This is a genomic window from Paenibacillus nuruki (assembly GCF_963311185.1).
In the GTDB taxonomy this organism is placed as follows: Bacteria; Bacillota; Bacilli; order Paenibacillales; family Paenibacillaceae; genus Saccharibacillus; species Saccharibacillus nuruki.
This window is the reverse complement of record NZ_OY725677.1, coordinates 4,425,863-4,451,747: the sequence shown is the minus strand read 5'-3', so window position 1 is coordinate 4,451,747 and position 25,885 is coordinate 4,425,863. Positions and strand designations below refer to the sequence as shown.

At 39.6% G+C, this 25,885-nt stretch carries 25 protein-coding genes and 1 riboswitch; of the genes, 7 read left to right on the top strand and 18 right to left on the bottom strand.

Annotated elements, in window-relative coordinates:
* The first annotated feature begins 186 nt into the window (after positions 1–186).
* Complete coding sequence (locus RCP16_RS19785) at positions 187–1,026, top strand: methyl-accepting chemotaxis protein (protein WP_193555955.1); 840 nt, start codon at positions 187–189, stop codon at positions 1,024–1,026.
* A gap of 141 nt (positions 1,027–1,167) precedes the next feature.
* Here RCP16_RS19785 and RCP16_RS19780 read toward each other — a convergent pair whose 3' ends face one another.
* Positions 1,168–2,316 carry a GGDEF domain-containing protein gene (locus RCP16_RS19780; RefSeq protein WP_161594277.1) on the bottom strand — a complete coding sequence of 383 codons (1,149 nt, stop codon included), beginning with the start codon at positions 2,314–2,316 and terminating at the stop codon, positions 1,168–1,170.
* A 265-nt stretch (positions 2,317–2,581) separates the two neighbouring features.
* On the opposite strand from RCP16_RS19780, the gene RCP16_RS19775 reads away from it, so the two are divergent.
* Entirely contained in the window at positions 2,582–3,205 is a 624-nt protein-coding gene (locus tag RCP16_RS19775) for an acetate uptake transporter (RefSeq protein ID WP_069326575.1), read from the top strand.
* Between the two features lie 73 nt (positions 3,206–3,278).
* On the opposite strand, the gene RCP16_RS19770 is transcribed toward RCP16_RS19775, so the two are convergent.
* The 4 genes from RCP16_RS19770 to RCP16_RS19755 form a co-directional block, all read right to left on the bottom strand.
* A complete protein-coding gene (locus RCP16_RS19770; RefSeq protein ID WP_308641128.1) occupies positions 3,279–3,917 on the bottom strand; it encodes a methyltransferase in 639 nt (212 codons plus the stop codon).
* Positions 3,918–4,065: 148 nt separating this feature from the next.
* Positions 4,066–5,169 carry a carbohydrate ABC transporter permease gene (locus RCP16_RS19765; protein ID WP_069326573.1) on the bottom strand — a complete coding sequence of 368 codons (1,104 nt, stop codon included), beginning with the start codon at positions 5,167–5,169 and terminating at the stop codon, positions 4,066–4,068.
* Positions 5,169–6,251, bottom strand: coding sequence for a carbohydrate ABC transporter permease (locus RCP16_RS19760; protein ID WP_069326572.1), 1,083 nt, complete (start codon positions 6,249–6,251; stop codon positions 5,169–5,171). Before RCP16_RS19760 ends, RCP16_RS19765 begins: the two co-directional genes overlap by 1 nt.
* Positions 6,252–6,358: 107 nt before the next feature.
* Complete coding sequence (locus RCP16_RS19755; protein ID WP_069326571.1) at positions 6,359–7,786, bottom strand: ABC transporter substrate-binding protein; 1,428 nt, start codon at positions 7,784–7,786, stop codon at positions 6,359–6,361.
* A gap of 482 nt (positions 7,787–8,268) precedes the next feature.
* Between RCP16_RS19755 and RCP16_RS19750 the strand changes: the two genes are divergently transcribed.
* Positions 8,269–12,105: an S-layer homology domain-containing protein gene (locus RCP16_RS19750; RefSeq protein WP_308641127.1), complete on the top strand. Its 3,837-nt coding sequence runs from the start codon at positions 8,269–8,271 to the stop codon at positions 12,103–12,105.
* A gap of 167 nt (positions 12,106–12,272) precedes the next feature.
* Here the strand turns inward: RCP16_RS19750 and RCP16_RS19745 are convergent, their stop codons facing one another.
* The gene (locus RCP16_RS19745) at positions 12,273–12,608 is read right to left on the bottom strand and encodes a DUF1475 family protein (protein ID WP_308641126.1); all 336 of its coding nucleotides are present in this window, start codon (positions 12,606–12,608) and stop codon (positions 12,273–12,275) included.
* Between the two features lie 488 nt (positions 12,609–13,096).
* Here RCP16_RS19745 and RCP16_RS19740 point away from each other — a divergent pair, with 488 nt between their 5' ends.
* Complete coding sequence (locus tag RCP16_RS19740; RefSeq protein WP_069326568.1) at positions 13,097–14,032, top strand: aldo/keto reductase; 936 nt, start codon at positions 13,097–13,099, stop codon at positions 14,030–14,032.
* Positions 14,033–14,256: 224 nt separating this feature from the next.
* Here RCP16_RS19740 and RCP16_RS19735 read toward each other — a convergent pair whose 3' ends face one another.
* The 8 genes from RCP16_RS19735 to RCP16_RS19700 all read right to left on the bottom strand — a co-directional run bounded on the left by RCP16_RS19735 (position 14,257) and on the right by RCP16_RS19700 (position 19,567).
* Positions 14,257–14,691: a DUF6526 family protein gene (locus RCP16_RS19735; RefSeq protein ID WP_069326614.1), complete on the bottom strand. Its 435-nt coding sequence runs from the start codon at positions 14,689–14,691 to the stop codon at positions 14,257–14,259.
* A gap of 193 nt (positions 14,692–14,884) precedes the next feature.
* Positions 14,885–15,385 (bottom strand): DinB family protein, encoded by a 501-nt coding sequence (locus RCP16_RS19730; RefSeq protein WP_069326567.1) that lies wholly within the window; start codon positions 15,383–15,385, stop codon positions 14,885–14,887.
* A gap of 30 nt (positions 15,386–15,415) precedes the next feature.
* Positions 15,416–16,783: a sodium-dependent transporter gene (locus RCP16_RS19725; RefSeq protein ID WP_069326566.1), complete on the bottom strand. Its 1,368-nt coding sequence runs from the start codon at positions 16,781–16,783 to the stop codon at positions 15,416–15,418.
* Positions 16,784–16,893: 110 nt separating this feature from the next.
* Complete coding sequence (locus RCP16_RS19720; RefSeq protein ID WP_069326565.1) at positions 16,894–17,451, bottom strand: GNAT family N-acetyltransferase; 558 nt, start codon at positions 17,449–17,451, stop codon at positions 16,894–16,896.
* Positions 17,451–17,987: a hypothetical protein gene (locus RCP16_RS19715; protein ID WP_308641125.1), complete on the bottom strand. Its 537-nt coding sequence runs from the start codon at positions 17,985–17,987 to the stop codon at positions 17,451–17,453. The genes RCP16_RS19720 and RCP16_RS19715 overlap by 1 nt, the downstream gene beginning before the upstream one ends.
* Positions 17,987–18,310 carry a hypothetical protein gene (locus tag RCP16_RS19710; RefSeq protein ID WP_273592752.1) on the bottom strand — a complete coding sequence of 108 codons (324 nt, stop codon included), beginning with the start codon at positions 18,308–18,310 and terminating at the stop codon, positions 17,987–17,989. Before RCP16_RS19710 ends, RCP16_RS19715 begins: the two co-directional genes overlap by 1 nt.
* A gap of 50 nt (positions 18,311–18,360) precedes the next feature.
* Positions 18,361–19,077 carry an oxidoreductase gene (locus tag RCP16_RS19705; protein ID WP_308641124.1) on the bottom strand — a complete coding sequence of 239 codons (717 nt, stop codon included), beginning with the start codon at positions 19,075–19,077 and terminating at the stop codon, positions 18,361–18,363.
* A 94-nt stretch (positions 19,078–19,171) separates the two neighbouring features.
* Positions 19,172–19,567 (bottom strand): hypothetical protein, encoded by a 396-nt coding sequence (locus RCP16_RS19700; protein ID WP_069326562.1) that lies wholly within the window; start codon positions 19,565–19,567, stop codon positions 19,172–19,174.
* Positions 19,568–19,687: 120 nt separating this feature from the next.
* Positions 19,688–19,881: riboswitch (cyclic di-AMP (ydaO/yuaA leader) on the bottom strand.
* Between the two features lie 393 nt (positions 19,882–20,274).
* Between RCP16_RS19700 and RCP16_RS19695 the strand changes: the two genes are divergently transcribed.
* A complete protein-coding gene (locus RCP16_RS19695; RefSeq protein WP_308641123.1) occupies positions 20,275–20,733 on the top strand; it encodes a hypothetical protein in 459 nt (152 codons plus the stop codon).
* A 41-nt stretch (positions 20,734–20,774) separates the two neighbouring features.
* Positions 20,775–21,434, top strand: a complete 660-nt coding sequence (locus RCP16_RS19690) for a universal stress protein (RefSeq protein WP_371748129.1) — start codon at positions 20,775–20,777, stop codon at positions 21,432–21,434.
* Between the two features lie 105 nt (positions 21,435–21,539).
* Here RCP16_RS19690 and RCP16_RS19685 read toward each other — a convergent pair whose 3' ends face one another.
* Positions 21,540–22,388, bottom strand: a complete 849-nt coding sequence (locus RCP16_RS19685; protein WP_308641121.1) for a GNAT family N-acetyltransferase — start codon at positions 22,386–22,388, stop codon at positions 21,540–21,542.
* 228 nt (positions 22,389–22,616) lie between these two features.
* On the opposite strand from RCP16_RS19685, the gene RCP16_RS19680 reads away from it, so the two are divergent.
* Positions 22,617–23,306, top strand: coding sequence for an SDR family oxidoreductase (locus RCP16_RS19680; RefSeq protein WP_137224025.1), 690 nt, complete (start codon positions 22,617–22,619; stop codon positions 23,304–23,306).
* Between the two features lie 132 nt (positions 23,307–23,438).
* Here RCP16_RS19680 and RCP16_RS19675 read toward each other — a convergent pair whose 3' ends face one another.
* Genes RCP16_RS19675 through RCP16_RS19665 form a run of 3 tightly spaced genes read right to left on the bottom strand, consistent with a single transcriptional unit; the run spans position 23,439 to position 25,348 of the window.
* A complete protein-coding gene (locus RCP16_RS19675) occupies positions 23,439–23,732 on the bottom strand; it encodes a hypothetical protein (RefSeq protein WP_069326557.1) in 294 nt (97 codons plus the stop codon).
* A gap of 36 nt (positions 23,733–23,768) precedes the next feature.
* Positions 23,769–24,854 carry a DUF4153 domain-containing protein gene (locus RCP16_RS19670; RefSeq protein ID WP_308641120.1) on the bottom strand — a complete coding sequence of 362 codons (1,086 nt, stop codon included), beginning with the start codon at positions 24,852–24,854 and terminating at the stop codon, positions 23,769–23,771.
* 8 nt (positions 24,855–24,862) lie between these two features.
* Positions 24,863–25,348: a DUF4153 domain-containing protein gene (locus RCP16_RS19665; protein WP_308641119.1), complete on the bottom strand. Its 486-nt coding sequence runs from the start codon at positions 25,346–25,348 to the stop codon at positions 24,863–24,865.
* Between the last annotated feature and the right edge of the window lie 537 nt (positions 25,349–25,885).

Genomic DNA, 25,885 nt, shown 5'->3' with positions numbered 1-25,885 from the left:
TATTTCAATCCACCTACTAGAGTTATTTAAAGATAGAAGCTCTATGATGATAGAGCTTTTTTCACTCATACCTGTCTCTAGTTGTTGTCCCTTAAAAACATTAGCCTTTACTATAAGGCGCTTCTATCCGATAGTAATACATATAGATACTATCAAAAATTGAGTACGAAAAGGATGATTAGAATTATGCCAGTAATGGATGCACTATTAACCGCTTTGCCGTTCATCGGAAAACTTTTACGCGAGCGAGCTACGATCTGTCTTTATGATCATGAGAAAATTCTCTATTATGAACAATTTGGAGGCATTGATCTCGGATTCGTCTCTAACGGCCCTTTAGCTCCTGGCTTTGAAAACTTTGCTGGAATTAAAGATAAAGTGAATCCATCCATCACTCCTTTTCCTAAAGAAATGTTCGGTGTGTCTTTAGAAGGTATTAATGTGCCTATTCATGATAATGGTCAAATCGTTGGTGTTATGACAATCAGTTATGACCAAAGAACGCAAGAAGATCTACAAGGCGTTATGACAGAAAACGTTGCTGTATCTGAAAATCTTGTCGACATGGTACAACATATCGCTGCTCATGCTCAACAATTGCAAGCAACTAGCGAACAAATTTTGCAAAACACCAAAACAACGGTTGAAAAATCAAGCAAAATCAATGAAGTGGCGATCTTGATCAAAGACATTTCAGAACAAACCAACTTGCTTGGTCTGAATGCTGCGATTGAAGCGGCTCGTGTAGGAGAACTTGGTGCAGGATTCGGTGTCGTAGCTACAGAAGTACGTAAATTGTCTGTTAACTCTAAAAAAGCTACAGGCGATATCGAAACCGCTCTACGTGATGTACAAGAATCTATTCGTCAAATGGAAAACGAGATCACTCAAATTACCACTTCTTCTCAAGAACAAGCTACTCTTGTAGGTTCCTTTACCGAAGTTATCGACCGTCTACAAGCTACAGGCGAATCGATGAAAGATATCACTAAAAATATCTACTACTATAACAGTCAGCAAAAATAATCTATTGTGCTTCTATAAATAGCAAAAAGCGCTACAATCCGTAACAGCGATTGTGGCGCTTTTTTTTGTCGATCTATTTCTACTATCTACTATAGCGATGCTGTATTCGTTGATCACAAGTAACGATTATCTCCTATCTTCTTATATCGTCACAACACTTCGTTCGATTCGGTTACGTCCTGCATGCTTTGCTTGGTATAATGCATAATCACTGCGCTGATATAACATACTCAGATGAGTATCTGAAGTAGCGAGTACAGTGACAATACCGATACTAATCGTATAGGACAACGGTAAAGCATGAAAGCGATGATTTTCAATAGTAGAACGTATCTGTTCTGCTATTTGGCTTGACTGTTGTTCATCTGTATCTGGTAGAAGAATAGCAAATTCGTCTCCACCATATCTTCCAAATATAGCTTGCTCTTCTAAACTATTTGCAATAAGTATTGCCATATCTCGTAGTACGCGATCTCCTACATGATGACCATATGTATCATTAATATTTTTATAATGATCAATATCGAATAAAAGATAAGAAATCGATTGTTGTTTTTTGGCTAATGTATGAATACAGTTTTTGCTTTGGATCATAAATGTACGCCGATTCAAAATACCGGTCAGTTCATCATAGCTAGCAATTCGTAACAGCTCAACATCCGCCTGTTCTTTGGATAACAGCACAAATCCGGTATTTCCCAAGATCATAATTAAATAAAGGGAAAGAAACGTAAACGTTTGATACATGCCTGTTGTAAATAATCCAACCTCATTCCCTAAATAAATAGCAGAAATAGCTCTACACCATAGACTGATTGCAACAATACTATACAAATACCCCATTAAGTGTTGAAGCGAGGACGCTTGGCGATCTGAAATCATACGATAGGCGGGATAGAGGATAAATAGAGATGTAGCTATAGAAGCGTAAATAATGCGAGTCGTCTCTGTCACATTCAAAAGGTATATAGATACAAAACCGATAATGATGATGACCATCCATCCGATATACAAATGGCGGACTTTTCTAGAAAATGCTTTTTGCAATACCAGAAATGATGCAGGCTCAAATGCCGCCCCGATAAACAACAATGAATTAGCTGCCACTATCGAGAAAAAGTCCGGTGCTGTATTTTGAAAAAGTAACATAAACCATGCAATCGCTTGTACCCACTTAGAGGCATAGAACATATTCACAGCACGATCTTTTGTATAATTCTGACGATACGCTCGGATCAAAATAACTGTAAAGATATGTCCAAATACAAGCGAAATGAATACTGTTTTCATATCCAGATTGAAATCCATCTGTTTTATTCACACACCTTAATCGATGATATTTAATTATGTATCAGTATAACAAGTTTTGAGTAACGGAAATAGTCAAATCATTACCCGAATTGGAATAAATAAATTGTAGTGACATACACTTTACTGCAATTTATATGTAAATAATAATATTTCTTTTCTATCTGCGTCTTTTCAGGTACAATGCTTGAGGTATGTCTGACGAACCGTTAGAGATACCTAACAATTATTGGAGGCTAAAATCCTTATGCAAACTTCTTCGCAAACTCAAGTTAAGATCATTAATGCTGATCCTAGCGCACTCGGCCTATTCGGTCTGGCTATTGTTACTCTGGTAGCTTCTTCTCAAAAGCTAGGTCTGACTACAGGTCTAAGTTATGCTATTCCCTGGGCGATCTTTCTAGGTGCTTGCGCTCAATTATTCGCTTGTATTCAAGATTCCAAGCGAAACAATACATTTGGTACGACTGCATTTGGAGCATTTGCTTTCTTCTGGTTCGCTATGGCAGGCAACTGGATGATCAAAATGGGTGTATTCGGAACAGCTCTTGCGAGTGATGTAGATGGTAAACAGTTAGGTTTTGCTTTTGCCGGTTATCTAGTGTTTGTTCTCTTTATGACGATTGGTGCGATGGAAACACACAAAGTATTGTTTATTATTTTCTGCTTGATCGATTTGTTATTTTTAGGGCTGACTTTTGATGCGTTTGGTGTAGCTCCTCATATTTTCCATACGCTTGCGGCTTATGCAGAAATGGGTATCGGCATTGTATCTTTATACGGTACAGGCGCATTGGTATTGAATACGCATTTCGGCAAAACCTTTTTACCAATCGGTAAGCCTTTCGGTATTTTCAAAGATCACAACTAATACAACAGCATACTGAACGAAATATATTCAAAAAACACATGTAGGCATTAAGCTACATGTGTTTTTTGGTTGCTTATACTTTATAGATATAGATTTTGGTGCGGTGGATATCAACGCACTGAACGACTTTCTCAGGTGTCCAATCCGGTAATGCAAAATACACGCTAATAATATATGTATAGGTTGTGGCACGTTCACGCAAAATAGGATTTAATCGCTTCATGGCTCCCGGAAACAAATAGCAGATAATCATATTGGCTTCTTCATACGGATACTGATACATATCACCACGAATCCAGTTCACCGATACTTTTTCAAATCGTGCCCAGAGCTTCGAAATCCAGAACGGTATGAATGAGTTCTCAATGCCTGTGACTTTATATTCAGGGCAATGCTTCGCTAGAAATATCGCTAATGTTCCCCAACCTGATCCGGTTTCGATGATAGTTTTGGGACGTGTTTTGTAGTCCATATGTTGTTGGATAGTTGAATATCGCTCAACTGGATCATCGATCTTTAACTTGAATAGTGGACGATCCAATTCTTGTATTTTGGATAAACGTAATACTTCTTCAGCAATCTTGCTTCGGATCAATGCAGAAGCAGGCAATGGAGAGATACCATTACGCCAGCTATAATACACGATCGACAATACAGCAATCAATACAACAACCAGCAATACAGTCGATACGACCAACGATCCAGTATCCATAGATGCTCTACTCCTTTGTAAATGGTAGTCTATTTATGATACAATTCCCGGCTATGAAATACCAGTTTCTTCTATATTTATCCTCAACCATAAAACCACTTCCCTGTAGAAAGGAAAGTGGTTTTTATAGTTGTTCTTTGTAAGATTATTATCCTTTGATCGATCCACCCAATAGACCACGTACAAAGTACTTCTGTAGTGCAAAGAATACAGCAAGTGGTGTTAACATGGAGACAAAAGCAGCTGCGGTTAACAAATGCCAGTCACTACCACGCGAACCAACCATATTCGCAATATTCATTGACAGTACTTGTACTTCCGGTTGAGAACCGAGGAAGATAAGCGACACCAGATAATCATTCCATACCCATAAGAACTGGAAGATACTGATCGAAGCCAGTGCCGGTACAGATAATGGAAGAATCAATTTGGAGAAGATGGTAAAGTTAGTTGCTCCATCCATATAAGCTGATTCAAACAGATCACGAGGAAGCTGACTGATCGAATTGTACATAAAGTAGGTAATTAGCGGTAACCCGAAAGCAGTATGGGCTAACCATATACCAAAGTATGTTCCATTCAGTCCGAGTGCTGTATAATCGCGCAAAATAGGAATCAAAGCAACTTGTAAAGGTACGACGAGCAATGCGATCACAATAACGAAAAAGAATCGTCGTCCTTTAAATTTCAACCAGGCAAACGCATAAGCGGCAAAAGAAGCGATAAAGATCGGAATCACGGTCGATGGAATAACAACAGCAATCGTATTCCAGAACGATCTACCCATGCCGCTACCTTGCTCGGTTTTGACCGTGCCATCCGGTTGCGTGATTTTGTACTGTTTCCCCCCTAGAACCGTTTCATAGTTCTGAGTGGTGAAATTAAGCGTCATTCCGCTCCATTTTTTGTCCTGAACATCGACCGTACGTGAACGGCGATTTTCCCAGACCAGACGTTTGTCGCCTTGCATTACACCCGCTTTGAGCTGATCATCGCTGAATGTCTGTCCGTTAACTGTAATCGGCTGACGAAGGTCGGTATCTTTTGGAAGCTTGACTTGTTCTTCAGTTGCCCACTGGCGATGAGGGAATACTGTCCACCATCCGGTTTGTAAAATATCGGCGGCTGGACGTACAGATGAGATTAATAGCCCTAGCGTAGGAATAAACCAGATAATACAGATAATCGCTAGAATCGTATTAACCAACCAACTCGCTTTGCGTTTGGGTGCCTTATGTTTTCGTTTAGCCATCAGAAGCTTCCCTCCTTCTGAAGCTGGCGCAGATTCAGGATAATAACCGGAATAACTGCAATCAGCAACACAATCGCAAGCGTAGAACCATAGCCTGCATTTTGATACATAAATAATTGACGGTAGAACTCAGTCGCAACCACTTCTGTTCCATACTGTCCACCCGTCATAATCATAACGACATCGAATATTTTCAGTGTAAATACAATAATAGTTGTGGTTACTGCTAGAACGGTACTGGAGATCACAGGCAACATGATTTTGAAAAAGATACGCACTTCGCCTGCGCCATCCATACGTGCCGCTTCCAACATATCTTCTGGTATTCCTTTGATCGAAGCGGAAAAGATAACCATTGCAAACCCGGTCTGCATCCAGACCAATATGACAATCAAGAAGAGGTTATTCCAGGGTTGCACCATACTGAGCCAGCCCTGCGGCTGGAGTCCTAACTGCACCATAATTGCGTTAAGTAGACCGATCTGGTCATCGCCTGGTTGATAGTAATAAATGAATTTCCAGATAACGCCTGCGGCTACGAATGAAATCGCCATCGGCATAAATACAATCGCTTTGGCAAGACGCTCAAAGCTACTGCGGTCAGCCAGTACAGCGACCAACATACCCAAAATTACGCATGCTAATGTACCGAATACCACCCAGAGCAAGTTATTACGTAGCGCTGTTAACAATAGTCGGTCTGTAAATACAGCCCCAAAGTTAGCCAGCCCTACAAAGCGGGTAGAATCAGCATTAAAAAAGCTTAAGTATAATGTGCGTAGTGTCGGTAAAAAGAGCAACCAACCTAGCAACAATACAGCAGGTCCTACAAATACATAAGGAATTATACGTTCTTTCCATTTATCCGAGTATTGCTCAACCACCCAGTTCAGAGACCAGTAAATCGAATAGATCCCAAATATTCCCCAGATTACAGCAAGCACAGCATTTAAAACTGGTGGAAGATCCGAGCTTCTAAAAAATAAAAAGATCGAGAAATGCAAGCCTAAGTTTACAGCAGGCACCAGTATCGATAATAAAATCAACTTCAACATAGACCCTTGATTGGCTCGCACGTCCATCGGCTTTCCCCCTTAATCAAGCCAAAATCGGACCGATAGCATCGGCCCGTTCTGACTCATGTCAATGTATACCTGCTATCCATACCTATAGTATCTGAAGTGCAATACTATTGTTTTTTGAAGCCTGATTGAATTTCAGCCATCGCTTCATCTAGACTAGCTGTACCACTCACATAATCCGTCATACCTTTCCAGAACGTTCCTGCGCCTACAGAACTTGGCATCAAGTCAGAACCGTCAAAGCGGATTGTTTTGGCTTCTTGTACAAACTGAGACATACGACGTTCTTGATCATTAGCGAACCAATCATCAGGAGTACCGTTCATTGGAGGTGTTACCCCACCGGATTGAATCCAGCTTTGTAGAGATTCTGCTGTTGTGAAGAATTCCATAACTGCACGTACTTCTGGGCGGTCATTGAACATAGCATAGATATCACCAGAGATCATAGCAGGTGTACCATATTGCTCATCGATCGATGGGAACGGGAACCAGTCATACTCATCTGCTGTTACGCCTTCAGGAATAAAGGATACGATAAATCCTGCTTGACGGTTAAACCAAGCTTTAGGAGGGTCTGTGAACAACGGTTGAATAGAATCCCCGAAGTTCGTTGTTACGATTGAACTACGTCCACCGTATACATAATCTTTGTTAAACCAGATATCAGACATTTTTTTCACTGCATTTTTAACAATTGGATCTGTAAATGGCAATTCACCTGTTAACCATTTGTCGTAGTTTTCAGGAGTGGTTGTACGAAGCATAATATCTTCGATCCAGTCTGTTGCAGGCCAGCCTGTTGCTGTACCACTTTCAATACCGATACTCCAAGCAGGATCGCCATCTTTAGCGATTTGCTCTGTTAATGCCATCATTTCGTCCCAAGTCTTAGGTACTTCATAACCAGCATCTGCGAACGCTTTTTTGTTGTACCAGACTAAGCTTTTCACACTACTACGTGCCCATACGCCCGCAGTCAATTCTTTACCGCCTTCACCTTTCATTTTCGCCATATCTAGCCAGCTATCTTTGTATTGCTCTTTCAAATAGCTTTCGTCCATAAAGCTAGATACATCGACCACTTTACCAGAGTTAGCGAATCCTTCTAACAATCCTGGTTGTGGGAAGTCAGCGATATCCGGTGCATTACCACCGTTTACACGTACATTAATAGTCGCTTCAAATTCTTTAGAACCTTCATAAGCGATATCAATACCAGTCTGATCTTCAAATGCTTTGATACTTGCATTGAATTTCTGCTCATCCGCATCTACGAATGGACCATACATCGTTACTTTGGTTCCTTTATATTCACCTTTTAAGGCTTTCTCTAATTCAGATCCAGCTGGAACTTTAGCTGTTTTGATCATATCTGCGCCTGTTGTTGCTGTAGCTGTTGTATCTGTTCCTGTTGCAGCGGGTTCTGGTGTAGCCGTATTACTTGTTGTTCCTCCGCATGCACTCATGACAACTGAAAATAACAAAACCATCATCAGTGACATTGTGCTGCTTTTTTTCAACTTACGCTTCATGTACTCAGCCCCTTTTTTTGATTACACCTGTAATAAAAAAGCAATAAAAAGAACGTAAATAACAAAATTAGATATTTTTTACTTCTTACCCATTTTCTTATGTATTGGGTGAAAAGTAAATAGGAATCTGATAACGCTATCAAAATATTTTCAAATTCCTGTTATGCAGTGAAAAGTAGCATGGCTGAAAGAGATGCACTACATCTATAAATGTACTTATACACCTCTTTGAAAACGCTTGCATACATCTGCAACCTCATTTTAGGACATGATTGATACATAAGCAAGAGTTATTTTCATCAATGAAAATAAATTAAATTTACCCTTATCTGTACGATATATTCCAGTAAATCATTAACATATATGTAACGTATAAAAATCAATTTATGATTATTTAAAATTAATGTTCAGAAATTGTTCAGTACTGTTCGATATAGTGAATACATGTCACATGATTTAAAAACAAAGGGGATATTTACAGCATGAAAAAATGGATGATTTTATGCTTAGCTGCACTGATTGCATTGCCGGGGACAGCAACAACAAATGTTTTTGCTGAGAGCGATTCAACCAGTACAACAAGTAGCAACACAAGCACAGTTAGCAATGACACTTACTCTTCTGGCACTCCTGTCACTCATGTCGAAAGTACAAATACTGGCGTTACTTCTAATCAAGTCAATAAACCTGTGATTACGCTGATTGGCGATGCACAGATTCAATTGAATGTCGGCGATACTTTTAATGATCCAGGCGTAACTGTACAAGATAATGTCTACAAAGATCTTACTGCAAAAGTTTCTTATACCTTAAATAACCAATCTGTAAACGCTGTGGATACAAGTATTGCTGGTGAATATACCGTTCATTACAATGTAATCAATCCGGAAGAACAAGTTGCGGATGAAGTCACTCGTATAGTTACGGTTAAAGCACTCAGCGGTTATTTTAATCTTGCTAAAACAAATATTCCAAGTCCGTATGGTATGGCTTATCACAATGGATATGTATATGTATCCTCTTATCAACAAGGGATTGATCGTGTATCCGTAACTACAGGTGTAGTAGAACATGTCGTTCAATCATCAGGTTATTTTTTCGGTGTTGCTTTAAATAAAGCAGGCGATCTATTCTATACCAAAAACATAGATGCACATGTTTACAAAATACCTGCAAAATATCTTAAAGATTTTCCATTAGATTCAACAAAACTTAATGAAGTATCCGAGGCTTTCGATTCATATAATAATAGCACTATGTATGGGTTGGCTATTGATAACAATGACAATATGTACATTGGCAACAACAGCTACAATTTTAATTCCAATTTCAATTCTGACAGTAGCCTTATCAAAGTAAACCTGACAACAAAAGCAAGACAGAATGTACTCATAAATAATAATACAAATTCTAATTATTATTATAATGGTGTTTTGGGAATCACTACAGATGCCAAAGGAAATTTATTTTATAGCACTACCGGATTTTTAGGTATGGGTAGCATGGGACTTAAAAAGATAAGTTCTGATCATTTGCAAAACTTGCCTGTAGATAATTCACTTATTGAGTCTTACCAAAGTGATTTTTATTCTGCACAAGGACTCGTTATCTTACCAAATGGTACCGGATATTATAGTAATGGTAATTCTATTCAACCGTTCAAAAAAGTCACTCCTCCTGTGATCACATTGGCTGGTGATTCTTATATTCAATTGACTCAAGGTGATGCTTATGTTGATCCAGGATTCTCGATTAGCGACGCAGTCGATGATAATCTGCAAGCAACGATCACTTATACGTTAAATGGTGAACCTGTAAATGCTATTGACACCTCTGTTGTAGGTGAATATATTGTTCATTACAATGTACAAAACAGCTCTGGTTTGAGTGCAAACCAAATGACTCGTTATGTATCAGTCAAAGCTATTCCGACTGACCTTACACAAGTTGAACTTAATCGTCCATTTGAACTCGCTTATTTCAATGGTGATGTGTACTACGCTGATTATGATCGCGGGCTTTACAAAGTTTCTACCAAAACACTAAAAGTGACTCATATCGCTAAAAGCGATAATATCGTTGCTGTAACTTTAAACAAAGCGGGCGACCTGTACTATGCCAAATCTAACGATAATCGTGTATGGGTACTAGATCATAAGTATCTACAAGACAGTGAATTACTGCCTTATACGACTTCAGATTTAAAAGAGTATAGTACTCTTTATTACAGCGCATCGATTCAATCATTACAATCTAATATCATTGCAACTCAAGGTATTGAGAGTACGATAGAGATTACAGGACTTGCTCTCGATCAACAAGATCGTTTGTATGTAGCTACTAGAGAAGATGGTTACCATCAGGTCGATTCTCAAATTGTCCGTCTATCCGATTCTAATTCAAAACCTGAATGGGTAGCATCGTATCCAACTGTAATTCGCGGTATTACAATTAGCCCGCTTGGTAATCTGTATGTAAATATTGGTTACTCTTATCTTTACAAAGCTAAAGCTTCCTTACTTCAAAATCTTCCAGTTGCAACAGAGAATTTTGAAATGATGGGCGAAACAAACTTTGCTTATGGTGTTACCTTCTTACCAGACCGTACAGGATATACAAGTTCTGTAGAATCGAATACGTTAACTAAATTAGATTTCTTAGACGAAGCAGAAGTATTTCCAGTAACAAGTGTTACGTTAGACAAATCAACATTAGAGTTCAAGAAAAAAGGCGCTGCTCAAACATTGAAAGCGACTGTAACTCCTGATAATGCTACAGATTCTACGGTATTATGGATCAGCAGCAATCCAAGTGTAGCTACAGTAACCGATGGTGTTGTTACTCCAATTGGTAAAGGTACAGCGATCATCAGTGCTTACTCTGTATCTCAACAAGAATTATTTGCAAGTGCAACAGTAACCGTTAAAGAATCCGATGATAAAACGTCATCTTCAGGTGGCTCCCAAAAGATCACACTTAACGTAGATGATGGTAAAGGCAAAACAACGATTCCTGCTACAGCAGTCGTTAACCGTACTACACAAGCAAGTGGTCAAAAACAAGATCAGATTACTTTCTCCACCGATAAAGTGATCGAAGCGATTACGAAATTAAAAGAAGCAGCTCAACAAACCGTTCGTCTGGTTGTTCCAGATAGCAGTGATGAAGTGGCTCAAACCGATATCACATTACCATTAACAGCAGCAAAAGATTTGAAAAATGCAGCAATGAACTTGGAAATCAGCACTAACGATGCTAAATTGTCTGTTGCTTCCACTTCATTGAACAATATCACTAACGATCTTTACTTCCACTTTGTACCTCTTAAAACGGTAGCACAACAAAATGCAGTGGCGAATCGTGCAAAACAAGAAGAGATCGTTAAACAATCTTTAGGCAATGGTGATATCTCTGTAGTAGGTCGTCCGATGACGATCGAAACGAATTTACAAAACCAACCGGTTCAATTGGTCATGCCGATTGAGAACAGTGCGATTCCACAAGATGCAACAGCTAAACAACAATGGTTAAATCAATTGCGTATCTTTATCGAGCATAGTGATGGCGATCGTGAATTGGTACAACCAAGTGTAGTTGATTATGGTAATGGCAAAACAGGTCTACAATTTACAGTGACCAAATTCAGTACGTTTACAATTGTAGATATGCAGAATCTAGCAGCGTCTACAACAAACAATTCAACACCTGACAATAATAACGTCAATACAGATACAACAGCGGGTGTAGTAAAACCTGCTTATATCCAAGGTTACCCTGATCAAACATTCCGTCCGAACAACAGTATTACTCGTGCTGAAATGGCTTCACTATTGTACCGTTTACAAGCTAGCGCACCAAATGCATCAGCTAGTGGCAACGGAAGCTATTCAGATGTATCTACTACGTTCTGGGCACACCAAGCGATTGCTTCTATGCAATCCACTGGATTGATGAAAGGTCTAACTAACGGTAAATTTGCTCCTGCTCAACCGATCACTCGTGCGGAGATGGCTGCAATCGTAAGCCGCTGGCAGGGTCTGACAGGCGCAGGAAGCTCATTTGCTAACGATATTAACGGACACTGGGCAGCGAACGATATCAAGCGTGTAACGACTGCTGGATTGATGCAAGGTGTATCTCCATCTAGCTTCCAACCAAATCAACCGTTGACTCGTGCTCAAGCTGTAACGATTTTGAACAAAATTCTAGAAAAAACAGCTAACTTAACAGCTGGCAACAAAGCATGGAAAGATGTTCCTGCTAGCCACTGGGCATATGCAGACATCATGGACGCTTCTAACTCTTACACTTTGAAATAAGAAAAAGAAGAAGACATGATTATGGTATAACCCAAAAAGGGCAACCTCCTATTCGTAGGAAGTTGCCCTTTTTTTAATGATCTTTTTCGTTAGCAATTTGGCGGTAGAATATGCTTTTTTTCTACAGTTGCTCTACCATTTAGCTGTGCATTTCACTTCATTGCCTATTAGTGTCCTATCACTCGTTTGCCATAAAAGAATCGATGCCAATCCCCATCACTATGACGCAACGCTAGATAAATATATAGCGACGTAGAGAAGTTACCCAAACAAATACATAACACGATCCAAAGAAGCAATCTCCAACCCGATTCTTTGCGAAAAATCATCCAAGAAATAAACAAAATCATCCCCACATAGAAATCGACCAAAACCAACCGACCCCATAACAAGGACAACAACATTTGCCCTTCTACCAAAACATCCCCAAACACAGCCCCATACACATTACTGCAAATCATCACAAGAAATAAAACCAAACTCAACACCTTAGCCGTTTTCATTTATCCTCTTCTCCTACCTTCCCTAACGTACATGTTCATTCCCTATACGGATCAATGAACATATTTCACAACCATCTTCTTACAATCTATTTATCTAACTTACTCTATACATACTTTTATTTTTACTTTATACCATCTATAAATATACTCACTTCTATATCCATTCTTTTCATCTACTCTTTTCCTTACTGCCTTCCCCCTTCAAAAAGAGGAATCAAAAGCATCTGTTTTAAATTACCCACCCCCATGCCTCCTAGCACAGAGCGCAAGAAAATAATTTATTCTGAAAGTCGCCTTTGAAGTCAAATCCCGACTGCTTGCCAGTCATTCAAGGGATTAGACTTCACCAGCGACGGCAAGAACAAATTATTTTCTGGAGCGCTGTCCTAAAACCCTAATCCAATTATCCCGATATTTTAACTCCACATGATATTCTGTTAAAATAAAAAGAGTAATCAAGCAAAGAGATCAAAGGAGCTGAATGAATCATGACTGAAAAACAACAATTAGGTAAAAGCGATCTATGGGTAAATCCAATCGGACTGGGTACGAATGCAGTTGGTGGACATAATCTTTATCCTAATTTGGATGAAGAAGTCGGTAAAGAAATGATCCGTACTGCACTCGCAGAAGGTATCAATTTTCTAGACACTGCATTCATTTATGGGCCTAAGCGCTCTGAAGAATTGATTGGTGAAGTACTTCAAGAAACAGGTAAGCGCAACGAAGTCATTATTGCGACCAAAGGCGCTCACAAATTCACAGATAGCGGTGACGTTGTGATTGATAACTCACCTGAATTTCTACGTTCAAGTGTAGAAGATAGTCTCAAACGCCTACAAACCGATTATATCGACTTATTTTATATTCATTTTCCAGACGAACATACACCGAAAGATCAAGCTGTAGCTGAACTGAAAAAGCTAAAAGACGAAGGCAAAATTCGAGCTATTGGTGTGTCTAACTTCTCGTTAGAACAGTTGAAAGAAGCGAACACTAACGGCGATGTGGATGTCCTTCAAGGTCACTATAATTTATTCCATCGGGATGCTGAAAAAGATCTGTTACCGTATACGGCTGCAAATGGAATCACGTTTATTCCTTATTTCCCACTCGCTTCCGGTCTACTGGGTGGTAAATATACCAAAGACACCAAGTTTGATGATATTCGTGCCAAAGATCCACTCTTTACAGGGGATGCATTTATAGAAAATCTGGCAAAAGTAGATCAACTTCGTCCGATTGCACAGACCAAAGGTGTAGATGTCGCTCATATTGTACTGGCATGGTATCTGACACGCGATTCGATAGATGCAGTCATTCCGGGTGCGAAGCGTTCAGATCAAGTCAAAGACAATCTCAAAACACTACAAGTCCAATTAACACCGCAAGAAATAGAGCATATCAATTCGATTTTTAGCTAAATAGATGCCGTCATCTAATCATTATAATCGAAGCCAAGTACCTGCATTATGTGTAGGTACTTGGCTTTTTCAGTGTTTTTCTAGCAACGATATATGACTGGCTACTTTACTTCCCTTCACTTGCATGTACAAAAAAAGCCGCTCTATATCGAGCGACTTCTGGTCTGTATTTCATATGATTTAGAACTATATCGTATGTGGATATGCATCTGATTCAGTGTAAGTTAGATACGCATCGTATCTGGACGCCAATTCGTAATCGCATTTTCGATATCTGAACCAGATAGATTCTGACTGGCTGCACGTTCGCATAAGGCAGGGAATTCTTCATCACTTGCATAACGAAGCGCTATAATTTGAGATTTGGATAGACGAGAATCCAATTCTTTTCCAGTTAAACGGAAATAGCGGAATTGCTCTTCAATGCGTACAATTCGATCCTGCGTTTTGGTCGCATAGACTCGAATCCGTGGAATAGCGAAAAATAAACACACCATTAATATCAATAATAACCATGATAACAATACATGCTCATCATAACGAATCGCTTCTACCCAGTAGATTACAGTGAGTACAAACGTTACTAATAAAAGAGGCAAAGCCACAAAATGATACGGCCAATCATAACGAATCGATTTCTTTTTCGGTGGTGTTGCCATGATTACACATCCTTTTCCTACTGCAAATGTATTTCCCATGTATTATTACACCAATCACTGGAAATATTATCATGTTGCGTAAGAAAGATATGTTCATTCGCAATCAAGCTGTACAACACCACCTTGAATTAACCCCAAAAAGTAACCCAACGAAATCTTACATAAAATGATGAATATGATCAGAAATAAAATCTTACGCTGGATATCCTCCACCTGGTGGTGGCCATGCGCCAAACAAGCGACGTAACAATACAATTTCACCCAAATGATACGTATTATGAGAAGCAATATTACGCAACAATCCAGCAGCCGTTTCGCCCGGGAAATAGACTAATGGTTGTTCCAAATTCATTGTACGCGCTAATTCACACGCATAATCAATCCCTTGAAGAAAACGATCCAAAACATCTTGCCATGTCGCTTCATCCACTGCTTGTACTTCAGTCGGCCAGCTTTCACTAACATTCGCAGGCATTTGAGGCTTTTCACCTTTAAGATGCGTTAACATGAAGTCTTGCCAGTAATTCATATGACTAATTAACTGGTAAATGGTATATGGAGAATTCTCCAAAGATCGACCTGATAGTTCTAAATCGATATCTGATAAAGCACGTGCAATCGGCAAATGCCCTCTTTCTCCGATCAAAGATTGCACTAACGCTTTGGAAAAAGCTTCTTGTGAAGAAATAGTCATGAGAGTGCTCCTTTGATTGTTGTATTCAGGTTATTCTGGTTGGATAATCCCTACCGAATATAAGAAAATCAGAATAATTAAGATCGGTGCCACATAACGTAGAATAAACATCCATGTGTCGTACCAGAAGCCAGATATTCCTGCTTCTTCTCCTGCACGTTTCCATGCATATCCTGTAAAGATCGTGACAATAAATCCACCTACAGGCATCAAAATATATGAAGTCACAAAGTCGAATAGATCAAAAATACTTTTGCCATCTAATGAAATAAAGCTAAGCACACCGCCTACAGATAATGCAGCAGGTACACCTAGTATAAAAGAAAACACACAGACGAGAATAGCTGCTTTTTTACGAGACCAATTCCATTGTCCCATCGCATAAGCTACAGGTACTTCGAGAATAGAGAAGCACGAAGTGATTGCCGCAATCGCGAGCAATAAGAAGAATAGACCTCCAAAAAAAGCACCTAAAGGCATTTGTGCAAAAGCAGCAGGTAAAGCCATAAATGCTAGCCCTACACCTTGATCTGGTTTTAATCCATAAGAGAATACGGTTGGGAAAATAATTAATCCTGCTAAAAGTGCATAGAATAAATCGCCTGCGCCGATCGCAAGCGCTGCTTTACCTAAAGATTGCTCTTTGCGTACATAAGAACCATACGTTAACATACAACCCATCCCTAGAGATAAAGAGAAGAATGCATGTCCTAATGCTGTTAAGATCGAAGCTCGGCTTAATTTAGAAAAATCAGGTGCTAAGAAAAATTCTACCCCTGCTCCTGCGCCAGGTAACGTCAATGAACGGAACATTAAGATGAGCAAAATCACCAGAAATCCTGGAATCAGAATCTTGTTGTACTTCTCAATTCCACCCGATATCCCTTTAGCAATAACAATACCTGTAATTAGCATCACAACTGCTTGCCAGAATAACGGTGCATATCCACCTGCAAAATTCGTAAAGGCTGCTGTAAAATCAGTATTCACATCAGATAGACTACCGCTAAAAGATAAAACGGTATAATGTAATGTCCATCCTGCAACAACACCGTAATAACACATAATTAGAAATGATGTAACAACAGGAACAGTACCAATCCATTTCCAATGCTTCTTCCCTGTAATGTTGAAAAGCGAAGCCGCAGCATTACCCCGTCCACTTCGACCAATAGCCATTTCTGCTAATAAAATCGGTAGACCTACTACAATCAGACAGATAATAAACATCAGGAAAAAGGCAGCTCCACCGTATTTACCTGTGATATACGGGAACTTCCACATATTTCCTAACCCTACTGAACTACCAATTGCTGCTAAAATAAACCCGCTTGTTGAAAAGCGTTCGATCTTGCCGCTGCCTGTACTTGATGAACCTGAACCTTCTTTTTGTGCCATAGGTATACTCCTTATGAATAAAGTGAATTATGCCTATGTTACACAAAACGTTATATCTTGTCCATGAAAAGAAAGTAACAATTTGAAAAAAGTCAAAAAGGGCTACTTTTTCATTGATTATTAAAGCAATAAGACAGCAATTGTTGCTGATCTTCGTCGGTGATTTCCTGCTGACTGTACTGGTTGTCTGTATATTGTGACAATACATGATTCCAGAATGATTGAGCATGGCTATTTCGTGAGGAGGCATTGGTCTGTAGCTCCCAATCCCCTTTATATTGGTCAAAAATGTGACTAGCGGCTTGACGGGCAACGCCTTGTCCACGAAATGGACGTATCACAAAAAACTCATTTAAATAATACTGCGCCTTAGAACCATCCGGTAAATAAGGAGCCGTCGCTATTAACGCAAAGCCAGCTGGTACGCCATTCACACGAATAATCCACGGATAAAGAACGCCTGGATGTCGCCACCAGATCAGAAAAACATCGCTTTGTTGATGAAGAGTCGCATATTCTTCTTCGTCAAAAACACCTTGTGAATTCGGCAATCGTTCCCAAATCTCTGACAGATCATACAGATAATAAGGATACATATTGCAAATGATATGCGCTTCTTCTTCACGGCAAAGAGTGATCTGGATAAGGTCTGTATGATTATCGCTCATTACGTTCCCCTTTCAGAATGCTCTTCTGGATTGAGTCGCCATTCGATGATCAAATAATCGCTATATTCCCGCCGTATAGTGGCTCCACAGCGGTCGATATAGGTGTGACGTAATTTAGCATAGGAACGTTCGCTTTTGAATAGATGAGCAGAAAGTAAACGGTAGCCTTGAGTGGTTAACGTATCTCGCAATACCGTAATAACAGGAACGGCTAATTTCAAATCTTGATAATTAAAATAAATCTGAAAATCACTAATATAGACAGCATCAAGCCCTTGTGTGATTTCATGAGGATCATCGTCTGATTCGGTAGGCTTGGATGCTTGCGAATACGTCACTTTCAAATAGCCGATCAATACCATCGACACAGGAGACTCAGGCTGATCGATAGCTGGAGATGTAGAAGGTTCTACTGCATGTACATAGATATTGAAGCTATGCGAGTGAGGTTCAAAAGCGATATAAAATTCGCCAATCTCACTGCTGGATAAAGGGATATACCCATCTGGTATAGAGTATGTCTGCTCATTATTCATTATTTTTGTAGAAACTGAATCGTAAACTGAATCGCTTCTAACGCTTCTTGTACAAACGCTTTATTTTCTTTTTCCCATTCATTTGGATCATCCATAAAAGAGTCATCTAACCATTCTTCTAATCCAGTCGCTATTTTACGGCGCTCATTCGGTTGTGCTGGAGCTTTACCACGTAATGCTTGGATTGCACTGCGCATCACTTTGCAGGAAGATTGGATAAATGGATAATCGTCTTTATCCCATGCTTTGGCATTATCCATATCGTAAAAAGAAATCCATTTTTCGATCGTTGAAGCTGCTTGCTTGGGTTCTAATTGAGGCATATTATAATTCTCCATTTCTATAATTGAACTAATACGTACGAATGATGACGTCAACTCCGTTTTTTAGTAGAAGCAGTCGTAGGTTGTGATTCATCGGCAATCCGCTGCAAACGATCTGAAAGATACACATGCGACCCGGGTTTGGCCGTCTGTGCAATTCGATACATCGCTAGAGCGACTGCACTTGCTTCTATTCCCCGATATTTACGAAGAGGGCCCACCATAAGGAAAGATAATGCCTGAGAGATGACAGTGCCAAATTGCTCGCCTGCACGGCTATCTTTACGCTTACCAAGCAATAAAGATGGACGAATCAACGACAACGAGGTATATCCAATCTGTTGTAATCGCTGTTCCAGTTCTCCTTTGATCCGTGTATAAAAGATACTGGACTTCGGATCGGCTCCCATAGAACTGATAACGATAAACTGTTTGGCTCCTTGCTCATACGCCATCTGCGCTACCGCAAATGGATAAATAACATCAATTTCGATCATCTGCTTCTGTGTTCCTGCTTGCTTAATCGTTGTTCCCAGACAACAGAATACATCATCTGCTTTCATATCCGCTCGATAATCTTGCAATTTATTGTAATCCACCACAACCTGTTGCAACTTCATATGTTGCAGTTGTTGCACAGGTTGGCGGACAAGAGCAATCACTTGAGTGTATTCTGTACTTTCTAATAACTGGCGCAGCAACTTTTTGCCTACTAGACCTGTGGCTCCTGCGACTAATGCTGTTTTACCGATCACGATCATCTCCATTTCTGCGCATCGCCTTGATTCCCTATCTTCTTCATTATCAAGATATCATCAGCAAATTGCAAAATAAAATGAGCGATCGATCTACAGCCCCTTTTTATAACAAAAAGGAAGCACTGCTCCCATTCGTATGAATAATGTAATCGGCGCCCAGTCCACGATAAATCAATCGGGATTGGTTGCCTTCTGTAATAACATAGAGTTGCTGTGATGACCATGTTCGGCAGATCTGGATATAACGACAACAGAGCGGTAGACTGCGTTCAAATAAATAAATTTTGCCAATCTTCAACTCTGGAATCCGCCATAACTCTTGTCGCTGTGTGTCGATCACCAGCACATGTTCAATCCCCATTTTCTGATATCGAAGTTGATCGGCTTGACTGTTCACGATCACTGCAAATGGAATCTTTTTTACTTTTAACAATTGCATAAATTGCTCCCCTGCTACAGTAGCCGGTGATACCAGTACAAATTCCTGCTCATATTCCATCCTTGTTCGCGCTCCTCCACCCATTGTAGACAACAAAAAAAAGCCGTTAGAAGAGGACCTCTTCATCAGCTTCTAAGACAAGTGCCTGCGGCATCTTATCATGGCGTAGTTGATTATTGTCGTCTCTCTTATTGCAGCTTACGAGGTTAGCTGACGGATTCGGAAGTAAGAGTCTCCCTACAGAGTTATCGGTCTTCACCAACTGCTCTGATTCACCCCTGAATAGCTCACTAGCATAGTGTCTATTCTTATGGTTCCCCCGCTGATTGAAAGGTCTATTGATACCCTTTTCAGCCATTAAGCTGTAATGAACTTGAAAGAAATCATACGCCCGCTCTTTTCGTTTGTAAAGCAGTACTGAAGCTCGCTATATTCGGATATAGAGCAATCCAGTCGATTGTAGGGTTCTAATGTTCTATTTCCTTCATCTAGCGCTGTTTTACTTTCTTTTACAGGATAAATGGATAAACTGGCGCATTGATGAGTATACAAGACATTACCGTATGAATGAATAGAATGAATCCGATTACATGGTTGTTTTCACAGATATATGATCTTTTTAATACTCAGGTCTGATTTTACTTCTTTCTCTGAGCGGACTATGATTGCTAACAATATCTGACATCAAGTATACCGTTATAGACAGATACACGGATCGTGATTGGATTAGGCAAAGAAACATCATATTAAAGGAGTGTAGATTTTTGATGAGTCTGTTATCGGCCATTTCACCTGTTACTCATGCGGCATCCACTAGCAATACATCTGTCCATGTTATTCATTCTATTGAAGTATTTCAGTATGATAATCGCTGTCTAGCCTTACCTGAAATGGATGGCTATCTGCACTGCGGGCTGTTAAAAATCGCAAGTCATGGAGTTACAGGCTGGGCGGAATATTCATTTACAGATCAAGTTCAGCATCTGGATCTGGTGAAATGGAGTCGAGTATTTACATCACTCAAAAAATGCCCTCTAGATCAAGCACTCTCTCATATCGATCAGCAGCAACAGAATTGGGGAAGTGTACGTAGTCAGGTTGCTTTAGAAGCATTGACTGAACTGCGGATTCGACTACAAGATTCACCTGATGTGTGGACATCGTCAGATGCGCTTATTAATCATGCTTTTTTGTTAGATTACACCATCGCTTATTATTCCTTTTGAACAATTCTGGTTAATGGATCATAACTACGAAATAAAGGAGTGTGCCTTTCTTGAATTCTGAAAAAATTATGGTGTGTGTGTATTATGGGCCCAATGGAGAACGATTGATCAGGCGTGGTATTCATTTATCTCAATTGATTCAGTCCCCACTCTGTGTACTCAGTGTGATTGATCACCCGATCGATGAGATGGATCAGCAAGAAGAGAAATATGTAGAGGCATGGCGCAAATTGACCGAAGAAGCAGGAGGTACATTTGTCCTTTTAGAAAGTCATGGACAAGAAGCTGCTGATATTATTGCTTCAACTGCTCAAAAGCATGATGTGACGCAATTGATTATTGGACAATCTGCTCAGACACGCTGGCAAGAAATCATGAAAGGTTCTATCGTGAATGATCTATTGGAAAAGTTGGGAGCGATTGATCTACATATTGTAGCCGTACAGCGGATGCAAGCGCAGTTAGAAGAAACGCATGAAGAAGGTGTAGATGTAGAAGTCGTTCAGACCCCACGCGGCTATGAAATCGCCTATGAGACACATGGTCGACCGATCGTGATCGAAGGTATCTTTTTCAAAGACATGCATACTGACTTTGATAATGGATTATTGAAGCTATGTATTAACGGAGAATATCAGTATCTGAAAGTATTTAAAGGCAAATTAATGGATGAACTTGTGCTAGAACCACAATCGCTGTGATCTAGTCCAAGAGGATAATGATAATGCCTACCGAAAATAACCTGTAGCCCTCTAAAAAGAAGGGGTTGCAGGTTATTTGACACTATTGCTATAAGAAAAGCATGTTTATTTTGAGATTAAAGGAGGATCTAACACATCGCGAAAGCGAATATCAATCACTTTTCCTTTGATCGCAAAGCCAACATTACCATAGGTCTGATTCGAAGAAATTTGCGTCTGATCTGTATATAACATCGCTCGTCTTCCCTCTTCATGCAGTACACCGCATATCGCTGCAATAATCGCTTCGGCATAACCTTGATCTCTATGATGAGGTGGCGTATAGACACCATTAATTCGTGCATAACGAGGAGAACGATGCGCAATACTTGCAGTAGCCACAGGTTGCCCATCGACTATCCACAAGTATGTATTTCCACTTCCTACTGCACGAGCCGCTGCATGTGCATAATCTTTGGCTGCAATCTCAACACCGAATTCTTCATCTGCAAATTCGCACATATATTGTGCAATTACATCTATATGCTCAAAAGCAGGCTTGATCATTTCACCAGCAATATGACTAAGCGATCTGACTTTGGTACAACTATGTGACTCAATACTGGCATGAAAACGACTATAGATCTTATTCACATCTTGATACGATGCTGCGAATAATTCAGCAACCGCTGGATCTCCAGTAATTCCGCAGAGAACAGGATGCTGATTGCGATATAAATGATGAACTAATTCCTGTATTAATAGACGTCTGGCTTGTATTGCAGGTATAGGAGAAATCCATAACCATGCATTATGACCGGGTGACTGAGCAAATATCGCCCGATGATCTTCTGTTTTGAGCAGCATAGCCTCAGGTGAATCGATAATATGATGAATCAGATTGTAAGGAACCTCATCTGCCAGAAAAAACTCTTGCTTCAATACCTCATCATCTGGATCAAATACTTGCCACATTTTCAAATCCTCCTGCCAATGTTGCTTCATGACTTAAGCACACTATACCATACAAACCGGATGAGAAAGACTTGAAATCCCCTTTTTAAACCTTAAAAAGATATTATTATTTATTTTAAAATATTCTTTTCAAAGTATAAGCTTTCTCACTGTGCTTCCTACATAGACATGATAATGTTGACGTATTCCCTTCCACTATCTCATATCAATAAAGGAGTTTATTGAATTATGAAAACAGGATTCGTTGTCATTACAGGTGCATCATCAAGTATAGGAGAAGCCACAGCTCAACTTTTTATTGCTAAAGGACATAATGTGTTGTTACTTTCTCGCCGGGAAGACCGTTTAAAAGCTTTTGCTGGTCGTCAGGTGATGAAAGCGATTATTGATATTACAGATCGTCCGGCACTCGATCAAGCGATTGCTGAAGCTGAAGAACATTTTGGGCCTGTCAAAGGAATAGTGAATAATGCAGGTCGGATGTTGCTTGGAGATATTACGACTCAAGATCCTGCTGAATGGCAAGAAATGTACAATACGAATGTGATTGGACTTCTTAACGGTATGCAGGCAGTACTACCGTCTATGATCGAACAAAAGTCAGGTACGATTATCAATATCAGCTCAATAGCAGGTAAAAAAACATTTGCAGATCATGTCGCTTATGGTGGGACTAAATTTGCTGTTCATTCAATTAGTGAAAATGTACGTGAAGAAGTAGCTCCGCACAATGTACGTGTTGTAACGATCTCTCCAGGATTGATTGAGACTGAATGGAACGATCAGACCACAGGCGAAAAAGCCAAACTTAACTTAATGCCTCAAACGATTGCAGATACGATCTATTTTGCATTTAGCCAGCCACAAAGTATTAATATTCGTGAGATTGCACTAGCTCCCACTCAACAGCAAAGTTAAATCAGTTCTACTATGTGCTCCTTAAGCCCAAAATTAGACTTATACTATAGATATATATTTTGATATAACATTAGAACCAGACATAGCAAAAAGCTCTCCTTATTCTCTGGAGAGCTTTTTGGACGTGATCTATTAATGTGTTATACCGACAATCGTCACATCAGCAACATATGAACCTGCCCATAATAAAAAGGTAAACCCTTCTTCTAACGGATCATCAGGATCAGTAAGAAACTGGACTTCTGCATACGTATCCCATGAATCAGGTAGCGATTCGGTAATACGTATCTGAATTGTCCATCCTTCTTCTGTAAGATCGACTTTTGTATGCGATAGATCGAGATTAAGTTGTTGATCAGTTAACCATTTCTGCTGTGGCAACGACGTCGGATCTATATTCCATTCGATCAATGCTTGAGTCACCATGTTATTCGGCTCCTTTTGTTCTGTTCTATATTAAATTTATGAATGTACATCGTTACGAAGTGCACGTATCGCCCGATAGTCTGCCCAATTAATGGATTGCCATGATTGTTCTTTTTCAAATAAATAAGCTTTATCCTGACGGAATGTCTGATACGTCTCAGGTAATAATGTAGCTCCTCGCTGTAACAATACAGGAATCGCATCACTGGATAGTCCATTTAGATATTCGAAATCAATCTGCCCTGTCTGCTCATACCGATCTAGATTCTGAACAGCGATGATTCGATCCATGCCTACATAATTGACTACGACATAAGCAGTAAGCGCAAGCACGATATAGCATTTAGCAAGCGGTAGCTTTTTCCAATAAATACGCAGACCAGCCACCAACAACAGTACCCCGAGAAAGATCATAAACGCATGAACAAGAAACCGTATATACGTATAGCCATACGCTTGTTCATATACAATAAGACGAGTAAAGGCTGAATATAACATCACTCCAGAGCAAATAACCAAAATGTACAACATACTATTATTGATATGACGCAAAATGCGATGACTTTCTGCCATATAGAGCAGTACACATACCATAATTATAAAGTTGAGCGAAGTGACCATCACCAATTCGACAAATCCACTACGAGCATATTCTGCATACGAACTTCCATCAGGAATCTGCCCTTGTCCTGCGCCAAATAAATACGAGAATTGGATCACTACAAACAGCACATACACGATATTAATCAAGATCAATATTGTTGCCATAATTATAGGATCAATACGTACAGGCTTACGCTGAACCGAAGGATACGCAGACAATGGTTGAGGCCCGTATACGGTCGGTGTCGATGAAACTGCCCCTGTTGGAGTGGCGGCTGAAGCAGGTAAAGGATGTGGTCTGTAATTCGCTACTGGTGGATACAGATAAGGTTGAACAAACCCCCATAAATATCCGAAAAAGATAAACCCACCAATAACAATCCAAAGTAAACGGAAACTTCCTTCACCAAAAGACAAGCTATCGATCCAGTTCGGTAATGTTGATAATAGATCACCAAAAATGCGATCAGCGGATGTTAGCAGACTGATAATAATCAAAAGTAACGGTAATGCGATCACCAGACCGATTAGGATCTTGGTGAAGATTTTCTTTTTTCATTTTCCATTTTGTTTGTAGCGACATTTTTGAGTATTCGAAAAGGGGTGACCCAATGTCTTACCGATTGCGGAATTAGATGATCCAGTGCATCAACAATCAGCATCGGTTGATACCATGTTAATCGACGATGACTAAGCATATATGCCAGATGAAGAAAGATCAGACCGGGTATCATCAATGCGTTCAGCACCATAAAGATCGGATTCGTAAATAATCCATACGTCAAAGACAGCAAAATAATCACCGTCATCGAAAAACGGCTAAACCATGCCCCTTGCCGTAACTTATCGCCTGCATAAGTATACATATACAAGTAAAACAAAATAATAAAGACTGGATACGAAATCCCTAGCTGATGTCCATAAAATAAATACTGATGCACTGTAGCAAGCCCCAAAGCACTAAGTAATGCTATCCAAGTCCGATGCTTCGCCACAATCAATTTCTCATACATGTTAAATCTCCTTTTTTGGAGCAATAGCCTTGCGCTCCACAGTTTGTCATTTGTTAGCTTACTAGCAACCCCGTTATGTTCTATGATGTTCTGTAATATTTCGTTATGTGTTTTTTGTTGCTCCTATCATCCATCTATTCCTCTAGCCCTTTTTCTAAGATGAGATAGCCCTGTTGTTATATTTATTGTAGATGATAAAATACGAAGATAAAGAGAAGAATAATTCTATAAAATTTCCTATTTTATTTCAATATCGTTCTATTTATAAATTAATGACTAAATAAATCGCCCATTCGTACATCCATATATATTCAGAAACACTTAAATCCTAAAAATAAAATGCTAATCCTAAATCTCTAAAAGTACCTATTCCTTCATAATGTGCTTACTATTCTTAATGTAATTATTCTCCCTCGTGCTTTTAAAAGTTCCCCCCTGCCCACCCCAATGTACAATCATTCGGGTGTCTCCATGCTCGGAGCGGAGGGAAAGGAATCGTCTGTAAGAAGCGCTCGCCTTTGTAGACGGATTTTGACC

What these genes read in the sequence shown, in the direction of transcription:
- RCP16_RS19685 (WP_308641121.1), bottom strand. Translation starts at nt 22,388, where the DNA reads ATGTGGCAAGTATTTGATCCAGATGATGAGGTATTGAAGCAAGAGTTT.
- RCP16_RS19710 (WP_273592752.1), bottom strand. Translation starts at nt 18,310, where the DNA reads ATGCCTCAATTAGAACCCAAGCAAGCAGCTTCAACGATCGAAAAATGG.
- RCP16_RS19785 (WP_193555955.1), top strand. Translation starts at nt 187, where the DNA reads ATGCCAGTAATGGATGCACTATTAACCGCTTTGCCGTTCATCGGAAAA.
- RCP16_RS19755 (WP_069326571.1), bottom strand. Translation starts at nt 7,786, where the DNA reads ATGAAGCGTAAGTTGAAAAAAAGCAGCACAATGTCACTGATGATGGTT.
- RCP16_RS19665 (WP_308641119.1), bottom strand. Translation starts at nt 25,348, where the DNA reads ATGTATGAGAAATTGATTGTGGCGAAGCATCGGACTTGGATAGCATTA.
- RCP16_RS19705 (WP_308641124.1), bottom strand. Translation starts at nt 19,077, where the DNA reads ATGGAGATGATCGTGATCGGTAAAACAGCATTAGTCGCAGGAGCCACA.
- RCP16_RS19780 (WP_161594277.1), bottom strand. Translation starts at nt 2,316, where the DNA reads ATGAAAACAGTATTCATTTCGCTTGTATTTGGACATATCTTTACAGTT.
- RCP16_RS19700 (WP_069326562.1), bottom strand. Translation starts at nt 19,567, where the DNA reads ATGGAATATGAGCAGGAATTTGTACTGGTATCACCGGCTACTGTAGCA.
- RCP16_RS19770 (WP_308641128.1), bottom strand. Translation starts at nt 3,917, where the DNA reads ATGGATACTGGATCGTTGGTCGTATCGACTGTATTGCTGGTTGTTGTA.
- RCP16_RS19765 (WP_069326573.1), bottom strand. Translation starts at nt 5,169, where the DNA reads ATGGCTAAACGAAAACATAAGGCACCCAAACGCAAAGCGAGTTGGTTG.
- RCP16_RS19740 (WP_069326568.1), top strand. Translation starts at nt 13,097, where the DNA reads ATGACTGAAAAACAACAATTAGGTAAAAGCGATCTATGGGTAAATCCA.
- RCP16_RS19715 (WP_308641125.1), bottom strand. Translation starts at nt 17,987, where the DNA reads ATGAATAATGAGCAGACATACTCTATACCAGATGGGTATATCCCTTTA.
- RCP16_RS19730 (WP_069326567.1), bottom strand. Translation starts at nt 15,385, where the DNA reads ATGACTATTTCTTCACAAGAAGCTTTTTCCAAAGCGTTAGTGCAATCT.
- RCP16_RS19775 (WP_069326575.1), top strand. Translation starts at nt 2,582, where the DNA reads ATGCAAACTTCTTCGCAAACTCAAGTTAAGATCATTAATGCTGATCCT.
- RCP16_RS19745 (WP_308641126.1), bottom strand. Translation starts at nt 12,608, where the DNA reads ATGAAAACGGCTAAGGTGTTGAGTTTGGTTTTATTTCTTGTGATGATT.
- RCP16_RS19680 (WP_137224025.1), top strand. Translation starts at nt 22,617, where the DNA reads ATGAAAACAGGATTCGTTGTCATTACAGGTGCATCATCAAGTATAGGA.
- RCP16_RS19735 (WP_069326614.1), bottom strand. Translation starts at nt 14,691, where the DNA reads ATGGCAACACCACCGAAAAAGAAATCGATTCGTTATGATTGGCCGTAT.
- RCP16_RS19720 (WP_069326565.1), bottom strand. Translation starts at nt 17,451, where the DNA reads ATGAGCGATAATCATACAGACCTTATCCAGATCACTCTTTGCCGTGAA.
- RCP16_RS19725 (WP_069326566.1), bottom strand. Translation starts at nt 16,783, where the DNA reads ATGGCACAAAAAGAAGGTTCAGGTTCATCAAGTACAGGCAGCGGCAAG.
- RCP16_RS19760 (WP_069326572.1), bottom strand. Translation starts at nt 6,251, where the DNA reads ATGGACGTGCGAGCCAATCAAGGGTCTATGTTGAAGTTGATTTTATTA.
- RCP16_RS19695 (WP_308641123.1), top strand. Translation starts at nt 20,275, where the DNA reads ATGAGTCTGTTATCGGCCATTTCACCTGTTACTCATGCGGCATCCACT.
- RCP16_RS19750 (WP_308641127.1), top strand. Translation starts at nt 8,269, where the DNA reads ATGAAAAAATGGATGATTTTATGCTTAGCTGCACTGATTGCATTGCCG.
- RCP16_RS19675 (WP_069326557.1), bottom strand. Translation starts at nt 23,732, where the DNA reads ATGGTGACTCAAGCATTGATCGAATGGAATATAGATCCGACGTCGTTG.